At 60.4% G+C, this 12,410-nt stretch carries 18 protein-coding genes; 13 read left to right on the forward strand and 5 right to left on the reverse strand.

Annotated elements, in window-relative coordinates:
• Positions 1-3 precede the first annotated feature (3 nt).
• The 4 genes from FJ970_RS32880 to FJ970_RS32895 form a co-directional block, all read right to left on the reverse strand.
• Complete coding sequence (locus FJ970_RS32880; RefSeq protein ID WP_140764152.1) at positions 4-558, reverse strand: GreA/GreB family elongation factor; 555 nt, start codon at positions 556-558, stop codon at positions 4-6.
• A gap of 162 nt (positions 559-720) precedes the next feature.
• Complete coding sequence (rnk, locus tag FJ970_RS32885) at positions 721-1,185, reverse strand: nucleoside diphosphate kinase regulator (RefSeq protein WP_140764155.1); 465 nt, start codon at positions 1,183-1,185, stop codon at positions 721-723.
• Positions 1,186-1,503: 318 nt separating this feature from the next.
• Complete coding sequence (locus FJ970_RS32890) at positions 1,504-1,710, reverse strand: hypothetical protein (RefSeq protein ID WP_227792266.1); 207 nt, start codon at positions 1,708-1,710, stop codon at positions 1,504-1,506.
• Between the two features lie 96 nt (positions 1,711-1,806).
• Positions 1,807-2,106, reverse strand: coding sequence for an XRE family transcriptional regulator (locus FJ970_RS32895; protein WP_140764158.1), 300 nt, complete (start codon positions 2,104-2,106; stop codon positions 1,807-1,809).
• Between the two features lie 317 nt (positions 2,107-2,423).
• Between FJ970_RS32895 and FJ970_RS32900 the strand changes: the two genes are divergently transcribed.
• From FJ970_RS32900 to FJ970_RS32945, 10 genes are all read left to right on the forward strand, one after another.
• Positions 2,424-2,933: a hypothetical protein gene (locus FJ970_RS32900; RefSeq protein WP_227792268.1), complete on the forward strand. Its 510-nt coding sequence runs from the start codon at positions 2,424-2,426 to the stop codon at positions 2,931-2,933.
• 11 nt (positions 2,934-2,944) lie between these two features.
• Positions 2,945-3,643 carry a CBS domain-containing protein gene (locus FJ970_RS32905; RefSeq protein ID WP_227792270.1) on the forward strand — a complete coding sequence of 233 codons (699 nt, stop codon included), beginning with the start codon at positions 2,945-2,947 and terminating at the stop codon, positions 3,641-3,643.
• Between the two features lie 33 nt (positions 3,644-3,676).
• Positions 3,677-4,075 carry a group III truncated hemoglobin gene (locus tag FJ970_RS32910; RefSeq protein WP_140764164.1) on the forward strand — a complete coding sequence of 133 codons (399 nt, stop codon included), beginning with the start codon at positions 3,677-3,679 and terminating at the stop codon, positions 4,073-4,075.
• A complete protein-coding gene (gene fdxA / locus FJ970_RS32915) occupies positions 4,072-4,410 on the forward strand; it encodes a ferredoxin FdxA (protein WP_140764167.1) in 339 nt (112 codons plus the stop codon). Before FJ970_RS32910 ends, fdxA begins: the two co-directional genes overlap by 4 nt.
• A 5-nt stretch (positions 4,411-4,415) precedes the next feature.
• Positions 4,416-6,434, forward strand: coding sequence for a hydantoinase/oxoprolinase N-terminal domain-containing protein (locus tag FJ970_RS32920; protein WP_140764169.1), 2,019 nt, complete (start codon positions 4,416-4,418; stop codon positions 6,432-6,434).
• Positions 6,435-6,851: 417 nt separating this feature from the next.
• Positions 6,852-7,481: a GTP cyclohydrolase I gene (gene folE, locus FJ970_RS32925; protein WP_140764172.1), complete on the forward strand. Its 630-nt coding sequence runs from the start codon at positions 6,852-6,854 to the stop codon at positions 7,479-7,481.
• A gap of 91 nt (positions 7,482-7,572) precedes the next feature.
• The gene (locus FJ970_RS32930; RefSeq protein ID WP_227792273.1) at positions 7,573-8,247 is read left to right on the forward strand and encodes an RNA polymerase sigma factor; all 675 of its coding nucleotides are present in this window, start codon (positions 7,573-7,575) and stop codon (positions 8,245-8,247) included.
• Positions 8,248-8,368: 121 nt separating this feature from the next.
• Positions 8,369-8,893, forward strand: coding sequence for a DUF4142 domain-containing protein (locus tag FJ970_RS32935; protein WP_227792276.1), 525 nt, complete (start codon positions 8,369-8,371; stop codon positions 8,891-8,893).
• On the forward strand, positions 8,890-9,198 hold the full coding sequence (locus tag FJ970_RS32940; RefSeq protein ID WP_227792278.1) for a cupredoxin family copper-binding protein: 309 nt from the start codon (positions 8,890-8,892) through the stop codon (positions 9,196-9,198). The genes FJ970_RS32935 and FJ970_RS32940 overlap by 4 nt, the downstream gene beginning before the upstream one ends.
• A gap of 54 nt (positions 9,199-9,252) precedes the next feature.
• Positions 9,253-9,417, forward strand: a complete 165-nt coding sequence (locus FJ970_RS32945; protein ID WP_181178853.1) for a hypothetical protein — start codon at positions 9,253-9,255, stop codon at positions 9,415-9,417.
• Positions 9,418-9,462: 45 nt separating this feature from the next.
• On the opposite strand, the gene FJ970_RS34050 is transcribed toward FJ970_RS32945, so the two are convergent.
• On the reverse strand, positions 9,463-9,642 hold the full coding sequence (locus tag FJ970_RS34050; RefSeq protein ID WP_415752058.1) for a hypothetical protein: 180 nt from the start codon (positions 9,640-9,642) through the stop codon (positions 9,463-9,465).
• Positions 9,643-9,677: 35 nt separating this feature from the next.
• Here FJ970_RS34050 and FJ970_RS34055 point away from each other — a divergent pair, with 35 nt between their 5' ends.
• From FJ970_RS34055 to FJ970_RS32960, 3 genes are all read left to right on the forward strand, one after another.
• On the forward strand, positions 9,678-9,824 hold the full coding sequence (locus tag FJ970_RS34055) for a hypothetical protein (protein ID WP_415752059.1): 147 nt from the start codon (positions 9,678-9,680) through the stop codon (positions 9,822-9,824).
• Between the two features lie 395 nt (positions 9,825-10,219).
• Positions 10,220-11,263, forward strand: coding sequence for an ABC transporter substrate-binding protein (locus FJ970_RS32955; protein ID WP_140765838.1), 1,044 nt, complete (start codon positions 10,220-10,222; stop codon positions 11,261-11,263).
• Between the two features lie 43 nt (positions 11,264-11,306).
• Positions 11,307-12,407, forward strand: coding sequence for an ABC transporter ATP-binding protein (locus FJ970_RS32960; protein WP_140765836.1), 1,101 nt, complete (start codon positions 11,307-11,309; stop codon positions 12,405-12,407).
• Positions 12,408-12,410 lie beyond the last annotated feature (3 nt).

Consider the following 12,410-nt stretch of genomic DNA (forward strand, 5'->3'; position numbering starts at 1 on the left):
CCTTCAGGCGGCCGACGGACCTGGGTCGTCGAATCCGACGTCCGAAACCGCCAAGCGTTTGTTCTCCGCTTTGTCTTGCGGTTCATCGGAACGATGGACGACGCGCAGAACCGGTCTCCCCGAGCCCGGCGCGGCACCCCCCGCCAGCTTCAATTTCTCGCGGGTTGCGTCTTCGGGCTGATAGACCACTTCATGAACAGTCAGCGTTTCTAGGCCGCCGTCTGCGGTCGGAATGGATATGGACTGACCTTCGGCCAGACCAAGCAGCGCCAGGCCGCGCGGACTGGTGATAGGCAAAAGCATGCCAACCAGGCCGCGCATCTCGTCATGTGAGACGATGCGCGTTTCGGCAGGGCCGTCGTTTACCCGATAAGCCACGCGGCTGCTGAGGGTCACGACGGTTGCCGGAATATCATCCCGAAACACTACAACCGCGCTCGAAATCTTCCGTTTAAGGATAGTCAAGAAGGCTTCCCCTCGGGCAGGATGACGATCCCGCATCACTTCAAGAATTGTGTAGTCCTTTGTAGTCAGTTGGCAGCTGTCGATAGTGGGCATGGTGCGTCTCCAGCCGGTCCGCGCAAGGGGGCCAGCGTCAAGCAAATGATCGGGTGTGGAAAGCTGACCCCCTGTGCCGGACCACGAGAGACCGGCGCAGGGGTCAGACACCCGCGATCAGGCTGCCTGCGTGATTGAGGAGACGGATGGAAACGCCCATGGCTAGACGTCCGCCGCAATCGTCGAAGACGCTGGTGCGCGCCAATCAGCCGTACCGGTTTCCGGAGCGGGTTGGTCCACTGCAAGTACCGACAGTTCGTGCCGGCGCCCATCGCGCGCGATCCACATGATCGACTGTCCAGCCGAGAGGCCGATCAGAGCCGTGCCAATCGGCGTGAGGATTGAGACCTTGCCCTCGGAGATATCCGCATCGCCAGGAAAAACCAGCGTAACTGTCTTTGCGTCGCCGGTATCAGGCTTGAACGTCACGGTAGAACCCATACGGACAGTGCCGGCGGAGACCCAACCATCGGCGACGACGCGCGCGCGCTCAAGTTCCGCGAGCAGTTCGTCGATAGCTTCCGGATTTCGTGCAGCAACGGTGTTTGCAAGCGCCGATAAACGTGCATGGTCCGACTTTGAGATACGGATGTTCGGCTTGCGCCGGGTTTTCGTATTGTGTTGCATTTGAATACTCATGCTCTTGCCGGCACCAGCCGCCCACCAACGGTGTCGGAGCTGAGTCGGTCCGTGAAAAATCCTGCTGACAACGCCGAGATCCCAGAGGCTTGCGGTCCTGCGGGACCATCCCATTTGGGCTAACGCACCGCCCCCTCGGCTCAGGGCGTATGGCTGAGCCGGGGGCTAGATTCCCGCTATGGGGCAAACCCGGAAAAGAAAATCGTGACGAATTTTGACTGCGGCGTTCATAAGGCCATAGATGGTGAAGCAATCCGGGAAGTCAAGTCAGCCACCTCGTCGCAGCTGGCAGGAATCAATGCAGACTTAGTTAGAGCGAGCACTAAGCAACGTTCTTATCACGAGCTCTCGTCCGGTCCTGTTTATCCCGGTTCCGCTCGGTCTTTCTTGCGCCAGTCCGAGGAAGACAAGACGTTCGGCCAAGGCTTTCGATAAAAATGGATAAGGCCCGCGGTTCATGCGCTTGAGCGCCGTTCGCTCCTCCTCGGTGAGATCGTCCCAGATAACGGTCATGAGGGCCACCTCCCTTGTTTGCGTTGTCTAGCCGATGCAGCTTCTGGATTGTCCAGCGATGGACCGCGACCGCGAGCCCCGAAGAAGATGTGGGGCCTATGGAACGGCATCTATTCCAACAATGCCGCCTTCATTCTCCAGGACGCCGATCCGCTTGACTTCCGAGCGGTTGAGTTTCAGGCGAACGCCGATGCCGCCGCCATTCTCGGCGATGAAAACGGCGCCGGCGTTTTCAAGCGCGGTTTGCAGCGTGTCACAGACATCCTGGCTGGGAAGGCTGATCCGGCGTTCGAATTCCTCGACAATCAACGTGTCTACGCCTGAATTGACGGCGAGCTTTCCCCGGGTCCATTCGACCAGCGCGCGAGCGGCGCGGCATTGAGCACCAGTGATCATGTAAAATCTCCTGCTGGACTGCTTTCCTGGACGAAATCGCGCTGCCGACGGCCAAGACGTTTCGGTCGGGCGGGTTCATCCGGCAAAAAATGCATATCGAACCCGAAAAGGAAAGGGCCGCGTTAACTGCCAGATCAAATTTGTGGTGCAAAAAAATTAAGCTAAAGCGGCAATAAATTTCGTTTGTTTTGCATGCAAGGATGAGTGAAGCTTCCGCGCAGCGAAATTGACAGGATCCGGTGCCAGGCAGCAGGTTTCAGCGCCAGGATGTGGAAATCTTGGCGGTATCGCGGGAAGGGCACGGGCTTAAGATGGACATGCTTGAACACGACGTCGGACCACTTTCCGGTCGGGACATTCAGCGCCGTGTGGTATCCGCCGACCGCCTCAACGCGAATGACTGCGCCCCGATGGCTCCCGCGGATTACAACGCTCTCAAAGCACGGCTGCGTGAAGAACTGCTCCTGCAGGCACAGACCCGACTGCCGATCACCTATGCAAGGCTGGCCGACAGCATGGTTGTTTCCGATGCAACGGGCGTGATCCGGGACGCACTTGAACAACTGATGGATGATGATGCGGACGACGGCCTGCCGTTGCTTGCGGCTGTTGCCGTGAAGGCGCTCGAACCTGGTCTGCCGGCTCCCTGGTTCTTCCGGAAAGCCGAGGACATTGGTCTGTTCGCCGGCGATCCGGCCGATCTGGAAGCCTATGCTTTCCATGCACGGGAGTTCTATCGCGCGATCAGCCTCCATGCTGGTTTGTCACACGACGGCCAAGGCTCTGGAAGAACCTTGCCGGCGGGTCCCGCGCCTGCAAACAGGTGAAGGAGAACGAAATGCTGATCGCCAAGGACGTTATGACCTCACCGGTTATCACAGTAGGGCCGGACAGTACGCTGGAAGAGGTCGCCGATATTCTTTTGTCGCATGGAATTAGTGCCGTGCCGGTGACTGATCGAGGTGTGTTGCTGGGCATCGTCAGTGAAGGAGACCTGATCCGCCGGGCAGAGATCGGTACGGCCCCGCAACATCGTTCCTGGTGGCTTCGGCTTTTCGGCAACAACGCCGCTCTTGCGGAAGGCTATCTCAAGTCTCATTCCGCGCATGTGACCGATGTCATGACAAGACAAGTTGCGACTGTGGCCGAGAACACGCCGGTTATGGAGATCGCCACGCTGCTTGAACACAATCGGATCAAGCGTGTTCCGGTGCTACGCGACGGGCAGGTGATCGGGGTCGTCAGTCGCGCCAATCTGGTCCGGGCCTTTGTCGCCGCCAGGAAACGTTCTCGAGCCCCGGTCTGGCGCAACGACAGCAGTATCAGGTCGGAGATTCTTGATGCCTTGCGATTCGAATCATGGCCGTCGACCGGGAGTCCGGGTGTAACTGTGAGCAACGGCGTGGTCACCTTATGGGGAGCTTACTTATCCGAGCAGGAGCGGAAAGCCTTGCTCATTCTGGCTGAAAACACCGCTGGCGTACGAGCTATCGACGATCACCGCATTCCCCTCGATATGACCTATGGCGTGGTCTGAAGGGCCGGATGAGCGCTGCATCAGACTATGCCCTTGACGCTGACATTCCCGATTTCCGAAGAGCAGATTCGACTGCGCGTCTACGCCTTCTGCGGCAAGATCCGCCCCGACGCAGATCTCGGGCCGAGTTTCGAGCGCTTCGCTGTCGGCGATTGGGAAACGCATCTGGCGAAGACGTGCGATTTCTGGTCCTCGGCCATGCTGACCACCGGGCCCTCCAAGGCAAGTTTCGCCGCGGTCCGCAAGCACATGGGTAGGTTGGAGACCGATCTGCTCGACCGGTGGCTTACCTTGTTTGGCGACAGTTGCGGCGAAGTGCTGGACAGCGAGACTGCGGGGCTCTGTTGGCTGAAGGCGGCCCACCTCGTCGAAAGCCTGAAGCTGATCTTGTCCTATCGTCCTGGCCCGGCATGGCTGAGACACGCCGCATGACGTTCGTGGTCACCGACAATTGCATCAGATGCAAATACATGGACTGCGTGGAAGTCTGTCCGGTCGACTGTTTCTACGAAGGCGAGAACATGCTCGTCATCCATCCCGATGAGTGCATCGACTGCGGCGTCTGCGAGCCAGAATGCCCGGCGAAGGCCATTTTTCCCGATACCGAGCCTGGTCTCGACGATTGGCTCGCGCCGAACGCTGAGTACGCCTCTACGTGGCCTAATATTGCGATCAAGCGTGATCCACTCGCCGACGCCAACGCGTTCGACGGCGAAGCGAACAAGCTCGCGAGATATTTCTCGCCGGAACCCGGGCTGGGCGACTGATCAAAATGAACGCATATGCGCATCAGCCGTCGCCTCTGTACCTGGGCATCGACACCGGCGGCACCTACACTGATGCCGTGCTGTGGTCGGAATCGACAGGCATCGTGGCCAAGGCCAAATCGCTGACCACGCGGTACGATCTTGCCGAGGGCATCGCTGGCGCGGTCAACGCTGTTTTGTCCGAAGCCGCCATCGAACCTGGCGCGATCAAGCTCGTCTCGATGTCGACCACGCTCGCGACCAACGCCCTCGTCGAAGGGCAGGGCGGACGGGTCGTGCTGGTGATGATCGGCTTTGCTGAAGCCGATCTTACCCGGAACGGATTGTCAAAAGCCCTCGGCTCCGATCCCGTGATCTTTTGCCCGGGCGGACATGACGTCCACGGCGATGCGCGTCAGCTGGTCCTGGACGCTCTCGTGGCTGCGTTGCCGTCTCTCGCCGACACGGTTTCTGGCGTCGCCGTAGCTTCTTATTTTGCGGTCCGCAATCCAGAACACGAGATCGCAGTGCGTGACGTCATCCGCGAGCGTACCGGGCTTCCAGTGACCTGTTCGCACGAACTGTCGTCGAAACTCGGCGGCCCGCGTCGGGCGCTGACGACGCTTCTCAATGCGCGACTGATCTCGATGATTGATCGCCTTGTCAACGCCACCGAAGGCTTTCTGGCAAGACGCGGGATCGTCGCTCCGCTCATGGTCGTGCGTGGCGATGGCGCGCTCATTACCGCTGAATTCGCCCGCGCCCGGCCGATCGAGACCATCCTCTCAGGACCAGCGGCAAGCCTGGTGGGGGCGCGCTACATGACTGGCGTTGATAACGCCGTGGTGTCCGATATCGGCGGCACCACCACCGACATCGCCGTTCTCGACGGCGGCCGCCTTCGGCTCGATCCGGAAGGTGCCACCGTCGGCGGAATGCGCACCATGGTTGAAGCCGTCGCCATGCGCACCTTTGGCCTCGGCGGGGATTCGGAAGTCTCGCTTCACGAGCGGTCGCTGACTTCGACGATAGTGCTTGGGCCCCGTCGGCTCGTGCCGCTGGCGCTCGCCGCGGTGAAGCACGGCGATGCCGTCTACCAAGGCCTCAAGCGGCAATTGCTCAGTCCCAACGCCAGCCGTTTGGACGGTCGTTTCGCATTGCGCACAGGTGTGCCCGAAGGTCTGGCCGCAGGCCTGACGGTTACTGAGGCGCGGCTCTATGGCGACATTTCGGCAATTCCCGCCGCACTCGATCGGCTGCTCGTATCGACGTCACAGGTCGCGACGCTCAATCGCCTGGTCGCGCGCGGTCTGGTGCACATCGCGGGCTTCACGCCATCCGACGCGGCACACGTTCTGGGCCGGCAAGGAAATTGGGATCCTGTCGCGGCTCGATTGGGCGCCGAATTGTTCGCACGCAAACGCTGCGGCCAGGGGCATCGCGTCGCCAGAGGCGCGGAAGCTTTTTCCGGGATGGTTCTCACCGCGGTGACCCGGCGTTCTGCCGAAGCCATTCTTGAAACCGTTTTTTCCGAGGACGGGCTGGATGGCGGGGTCTCGGTTGCCAATCCGCTGGTTCAGCGCGCGGTTGGCCGGCAAGGTGGCATGGCGCGCCTGTCGATCGCACTCGACCGGCCGGTGATCGGCCTCGGCGCTTCGGCATCGCTTCACTACGCGAGTCTGCCGCATTTGATTGGCAATGACTGCACCATTGCCGAACACGCCGACGTCGCAAACGCACTGGGTGCCGTCGTCGGGCAAGTGCGGATGTCGGCGGAAGCGCGCGTCAGCCAGCCGGAGATCGGGCTATTCCGTCTGAATTCAGGCGAGCGGCTGGACGACTATGACACCGAGGACGAAGCAATGGCTGCCGCCGAAACCCACATTCGCGCCTTGGCAGCAGGTCTCGCCGAGCGCGCGGGGACCGATCAGGCGCGAATCGAAATCTCACGCGACATAAGGGTTGCTACAATCGAAGGAGAGCGAAGTTTCGTCGAAGCCATCGTCGTCGCGACAGCCACCGGGCGGCCGCGCGTCGCGTCATGACGCAGATCAGAGCCCCCTCCGGTCATGACCGCAGGTCCCGCGACGAGCGCGTGCCGGTACAAAGACCGAAGCAAGCAATGGTGCCAGAAACAGCGAACCAAGCTGCGCCGTGGTCGGCGTCACAGACTCGTAGCAGGCTCACCAGCTAACCGGCGGCATGGGCATTGTCGCGACGCCACGATGGACACACCAAGAGCGAGGTGGGAGTCGGTTTTTCACGGACTGTTTCGATGCCATTTTGGTTCTCCTTCAGGATCCTGACGACGTGTGTCGAGAACGCGGCGGACGTGAAACTGGAGGAGAGGTTTCGAAACCTTCCCGTGGTTCGCCATGGGTGCGAACCTTGCTCCCTGCCTGTCGGGAACCAATCCTCGCTGGGCGCATCCAATAGTTTCGAGCGTGGACCCGGAGAGACCGATGGACCTGCATTCGCAAATTCTGGACGGCGCCGAAGACCGCGTGCCGGCCTCCGCCGAGGGAAGTTCAGCGGGAAACGGGACGCCCAAGACAATCGGCTGCGCCCGCCCGACGCGCTTCGATGCAGAGGCCGCGGTCAGGACGTTGATCTCATGGGTCGGAGACGATCCGGCCCGACCCGGGCTTGTCGATACTCCTGCGCGTGTCGTTCGTGCTTATGAAGAGTGGTTTGCCGGCTATCGGCAAGATCCTGTGAGACTGCTCGAACGGACGTTCGATGAGATCGGCGGCTATGACCAGGCGGTCGAACTGCACGACATAGCGTTTCATTCGTTCTGCGAACACCACATGGCGGCAATCCACGGCAAGGCATACGTCGCCTACATGCCCGTCAGCCGCGTGGTGGGTATCTCCAAATTGGCAAGGGTTGTCGAGGCTTGTGCCTGTCGCCTGCAGATACAGGAGCGGCTCGCGGAAGACATCGCTCGCGCCATTGAGGATGCCCTGCAGCCGGGTGGAGTGGCCGTCGTGCTTGTTGCCGAGCATGGCTGCATGACATCGCGTGGCATCCACGCGCACGGCACGCGCCTGGTCACCAAATGGAGGTTTTCGACACGGACCTCGATCTGAGGCGCGAATTCCTGTCGTCGATTCCAGTGTGACGAATTTTCGGGAACCCTTGTTGTCGAGACCCATCTATTGAAGGGCAAGGAGACTGCTCATGTTGTACGTTCGACGAGACGCGACCGAAATCATCGCCGCCTCTGATGACCTGGTATTGGCACAGCGCGCCATGGCGCGCGACGGCGCTGCCTTCCGCACCATCATCAAGACGCATAACCAGCGGCTTTACCGGATCGCGCGCGGCGTGGTGCGCAACGACAGCGAGGCCGAGGACGTCGTCCAGGAGGCCTATGTCAGGGCCTTTGCCCATCTCGAAAGTTTTCGCGGCGACGCCTCGCTCGGCACGTGGCTGTCGCGCATCGTCATCAACGAAGCGCTTGGCCGGTTGCGTAAAAGACGGCGAACGGTGACGATGCCCGACAACCCCCAAGCCGAAATCATCCGGTTCCCCCTCAACCCAACCGACGATCCGGAGCGGACGATGGCGCAACGGCAGATTCTGGCCCTTGTCGAACGGGCGACCGACACCCTTCCAGATCTTTACCGGATGGTGTTCGTGGCACGGGTGATCGAGGGCCTGAGCATTGAAGAGACGTCAGAACTACTCGGCGTGCGCCCCGAAACTATCAAGACCCGCCTGCATCGCGCCCGCGTCCTGCTGCGCAAGGCGCTGGACGACCAAATCGGGCCAGTGCTCCTCGATGCCTTTCCCTTCGCCGGCCGGCGCTGCGAACGGCTGACCGCTGCCGTGATGGAGCGGCTCGGCTTGTGAGACTGATCCTGGTCGAATTCAGCTGATTTGGCGGGAACGTTTGCCGCTACCCAGCATCCAATTGACCGTCAACTGAAAACGATGCCCGATGCGATTTTCGAGTCCGGGCGAAGGAGATCTCATGCTTATTCGTCACACTGCCGCCCTGGCCGCCTTGCTGCTGCTCGGCACAGCCCCGCTCGCGCAAGCCGCCGATAAACCAACCGACCCGCAGATCGCGCACATCGCCTATACTGCCGGCGTGATCGATGTCGAGGCGGCCAAGCAAGCGCTCAAGAAATCAAGGAACAAAGAGGTGCTCGCCTTCGCCAAGGACATGGTGCGCGACCACGAAGCGGTGAACAAGCAGGCGCTCGATCTCGTCAAGAAGCTCAAGGTGACGCCGGAAGACAACGCCACCAGCAAGGCGCTCACCAAAGCCGCCACGGAAGAGCGGGCCAAGCTCGCCGACCTGAAGGGTGCGGCCTTCGACAAAGCCTATGTCGACAATGAAGTGGCCTACCACAAGCAGGTAGACGGCGCTCTCGAAACGCTGCTCATTCCTTCAGCCAGCAATGCCGAACTGAAGAGCCTGCTGGAGACCGGCCTGAAGATATTTCAGGGCCATGAGCAGCATGCCGAACACGTCGCCAGTATGCTGAAATGAGGCCGGCGTTGATGGTGCCGACATTGGCGCTGACGTTCATTGCAGCGCCGGTGAAGGCCGAAACCATTCAGGTCACCATCGACAAGCTGGTGTTCTCGCCAGCCACCGTCGAGGCGAAGGTAGGCGATACGATCGAGTGGGTGAACAAGGACATGTTCGCCCACACGGCCACCGTCAAGGGCGGTTGGGAGGTGATGATCCCGCCGAAGAAGTCCGCAAGCCTGACATTGAAGGCCGCGGGAGCGGTCGACTATTTCTGCCGCTTCCATCCCAACATGAGGGGTCACATCGCGGTGGCGCCGTAGCTGGAGCGTGGGATCGCGGCAGGCGCCGCGATCCCACAATTGGGGAGGTGCGTCGTGACCAAGCCGGTTGCACAACCCAAGGCCGCGCTTGCCTTTGCGGGCGGCGGCAGCTTCGGCGCTATTGAGGTTGCCGTGCTGAGCTCACTCGCGCGTCGCGGCATTGCAGCGGATATGGTTGTCGATCGAGCGTCAGAACCGGATACGCATCGTGACGACTGATGTTGTAGCCCCAAACAGTCTTGCGCTGAACACGGCGCCTACACGTCAGAACTCCTGCGCGGCGGTTTGATGTCGGTTCCGGTCGGTCTCGCGACCCAGGCGTGCGGCATGTCGCGCGTGCTGCGGTTCGGCCGCATCGAGTTTCCGCTCGCAATCCGCCGGGCGCTGCCGGCCCATGGCAATGAGCTTATCCTTGTCGTGAAAGGACCAGCCTTGCTTCGACAATCACGGTGCTCGAAACCGGGTATGCCAAGCGACTGATGAACCAGACCTTCGCGATCTTCGAGATATTCGACATTGCCGGGGTGCTCTATCTCGCAATCAATCTGCTGTTGATCGCGATCATCCGTTCCATAGAATGTTTTCTCATGCGGCATGAAAACTCATCTGGTAAGATGACGGCGTGAAGCTCAACTTAGTCGACTGCAGTTCCATGCGCCAGCCAAGACAAGTGGCGGACCACGGAAACCATCTGGACTTTTCGCGGTTCCTCCGAGCTCCCGACGATGCGCGTATTCCCAAGCGTTAGCTGTAGTGCCTGGGCCGTGCGCCGGAATTTTCGAAAGTTGGAGTAGGCGGGCGCTACGCGGATCTGCTCCCAAGTTGAACGGCGGCAACCGGACCATCCGAAATGCAGAGGCAAGAGCGCCTGCTCTCTCGAAGGCCAAGATAACGGGATCTGATGGAGTCATGTCATGTACTTATTTGCCGGCGCCAATTTGCGAAACTAGCGTTGTGAGACTGGCCAAGGCGGAAAAATAATGAGCCGAGGTCTGGTTCAACTCACAACGGAGTGACGGGCATGGCGATCAAATCAATCGGACCGGCGCTAATTTTCTCCATCGGCGTGCTTTTTTCGACAACGGTGATGGCGCAGGACGCGCTCTCCGTCATGAGTTTCGGCGGCGCCTACCAGGAAGCGCAGCGCAAGGCCGTATTCGAAACCTACACAGCCAGCACAGGCATCAAGATTGACGAACAGGAATATGGCGGGGAAATCGCCAAGATCAAGGCGATGATCGAATCCGGAAACACCACCATAGACGTCGTCGATGTTGATGCGCCCACGTTGTTGCAAGGCTGCGATGAGGGCATTTTCGAAAAGATCGACTGGTCAACGATCGGCCCGAAAGAGGATTGGATTGAAGGCACGACGTCCGATTGTGGCGTTGGCACCATTGTCTATGCGACGACGCTTGCCTATGACGGCGCCAAACTTTCCGACGGCCCGAAGACGATCAAGGATCTGTTCGACACGAACAAATACCCGGGGAAGCGGGGCCTGTGGAAGAACCCGGCAACCAATCTCGAATTTGCGTTGCTTGCTGACGGAGTGCCCCCGGGCCAGGTCTATGAGACGCTTTCGACGCCCGCGGGTCTCGACAGGGCCTTCGCCAAGCTCGATACCATCAAGGATAGCATCGTGTGGTGGGAAGCAGGCGCACAAGCACCGCAGCTGCTTGCCTCGGGCGAGGTGACGATGACAACTGCCTGGAATGGCCGCATCTACAACGCCAACAAAGAGGGCAAGGACTTCCGCATCGTCTGGGACAACCAGATCCTCGATTCCAACTACTGGGTGATTCCGAAGGGCGCCAAGAATGCGGAAAGCTCCCTGGCCTTTATCAAATACGCAGCTGATCCCAAAATCCTGGCGGGCATCACCAAGTACATCCCTTACGGACCGGTGCGGAAATCCGCTTCCCAATTCGTAGCGCCCGAAGACGCCAAGAACTTGCCAACCAGCCCGCAAAACCTGACCGTTTCGCTGACGCTGGACAATGGGTTCTGGGCTGACAACGGAGATGAAATCCGCAAGCGGTTCACGACGTGGCTCGCACAATAGCGCGGCCATCCGGAGGATAGCATCGATGAACTTTTCTCGACGAATGTCACCTGCAACGGACAGTCAAGTCGATGCCCTCGTTCGGTTCGAGGATGTGAAGAAGTCCTACGATGGCATCAACTTCGTCGTTAAGGACTTGAACCTGACCGTCTTTCGCGGCGAGTTCCTGACCATGCTGGGGCCTTCGGGCTCCGGCAAGACCACGACCTTGATGATGCTGGGCGGCTTCGAGCAGCCGACGCTCGGTCATATCCTGCTCGACAACAGGCCAGTCGAGCGGCTGCCGCCGGAAAAGCGCAACATCGGCTTCGTGTTCCAGAACTACGCGCTGTTTCCGCACATGACGGTGGCGGAGAATGTCGCGTTCCCGCTGCGCTATCGCGGCAGTACAGGCGCTGCCGCCAAAGAAAAGGTGCGTCAGGCGCTTGGCCGCGTAAACCTTGAAACGCTGGGTGATCGACGCCCGGCACAGCTTTCCGGCGGCCAGCAGCAGCGCGTCGCATTGGCCCGCGCGCTGGTGTTCGAACCGTCGCTGGTGCTGATGGATGAACCGCTCGGTGCGCTCGACAAGCAGCTTCGCGAGCACATGCAGATCGAGATCAAGCAGCTCCAGACCTCACTCGGCATCACCATGGTCTACGTCACGCACGACCAGTCCGAGGCGCTGACCATGTCGGACAGGATCGCGGTTTTCCATGACGGCCGCATCCAGCAGCTTGCCGATCCGGTGACGCTCTACAACGAGCCGTCCAATCGTTTCGTGGCTTCCTTCATAGGCGAGAACAACACCTTGCCTTGCACCTTGGCCGGGCAGGAAGCCGGTCGCGCTGTGCTGCGCATGGCCGATGGGACGACGTTCAAGGCGGCGAATGGCAACCCGGCTGCCGGCGACGCACTCAGCCTATCGGTGCGGCCTGAAAATCTTTCGCTCGCCGGCGCCGCGACCGGTAGGGAGGTGAACCGCTTTTCCGGCACGGCGCGAGACGTATTCTTCCTTGGCGATCATATGCGGCTGTCGGTCGAGGCACTCGGCGGCCAGCTTGTCACCGCGCGTATCCCCGCCCGCCAGGGGCGGGCTTTCGCTCTCGGCGAAGAGGTGATGCTCGAATGCAGCGTCGCCGAATGCCGCTTGCTTAGGGGCTGAGCC

The sequence above is a fragment of the Mesorhizobium sp. B2-1-8 genome (assembly GCF_006442545.2).
Taxonomy (GTDB): Bacteria; Pseudomonadota; Alphaproteobacteria; order Rhizobiales; family Rhizobiaceae; genus Mesorhizobium.

Coding starts and splice junctions, on each gene's coding strand:
- FJ970_RS32880 (WP_140764152.1), bottom strand. CDS start 558: ATGCCCACTATCGACAGCTGCCAACTGACTACAAAGGACTACACAATT.
- rnk (WP_140764155.1), bottom strand. CDS start 1,185: ATGCAACACAATACGAAAACCCGGCGCAAGCCGAACATCCGTATCTCA.
- FJ970_RS32890 (WP_227792266.1), bottom strand. CDS start 1,710: ATGACCGTTATCTGGGACGATCTCACCGAGGAGGAGCGAACGGCGCTC.
- FJ970_RS32895 (WP_140764158.1), bottom strand. CDS start 2,106: ATGATCACTGGTGCTCAATGCCGCGCCGCTCGCGCGCTGGTCGAATGG.
- FJ970_RS32900 (WP_227792268.1), top strand. CDS start 2,424: ATGCTTGAACACGACGTCGGACCACTTTCCGGTCGGGACATTCAGCGC.
- FJ970_RS32905 (WP_227792270.1), top strand. CDS start 2,945: ATGCTGATCGCCAAGGACGTTATGACCTCACCGGTTATCACAGTAGGG.
- fdxA (WP_140764167.1), top strand. CDS start 4,072: ATGACGTTCGTGGTCACCGACAATTGCATCAGATGCAAATACATGGAC.
- FJ970_RS32920 (WP_140764169.1), top strand. CDS start 4,416: ATGAACGCATATGCGCATCAGCCGTCGCCTCTGTACCTGGGCATCGAC.
- folE (WP_140764172.1), top strand. CDS start 6,852: ATGGACCTGCATTCGCAAATTCTGGACGGCGCCGAAGACCGCGTGCCG.
- FJ970_RS32930 (WP_227792273.1), top strand. CDS start 7,573: ATGTTGTACGTTCGACGAGACGCGACCGAAATCATCGCCGCCTCTGAT.
- FJ970_RS32935 (WP_227792276.1), top strand. CDS start 8,369: ATGCTTATTCGTCACACTGCCGCCCTGGCCGCCTTGCTGCTGCTCGGC.
- FJ970_RS32940 (WP_227792278.1), top strand. CDS start 8,890: ATGAGGCCGGCGTTGATGGTGCCGACATTGGCGCTGACGTTCATTGCA.
- FJ970_RS34055 (WP_415752059.1), top strand. CDS start 9,678: ATGAACCAGACCTTCGCGATCTTCGAGATATTCGACATTGCCGGGGTG.
- FJ970_RS32955 (WP_140765838.1), top strand. CDS start 10,220: ATGGCGATCAAATCAATCGGACCGGCGCTAATTTTCTCCATCGGCGTG.
- FJ970_RS32960 (WP_140765836.1), top strand. CDS start 11,307: ATGTCACCTGCAACGGACAGTCAAGTCGATGCCCTCGTTCGGTTCGAG.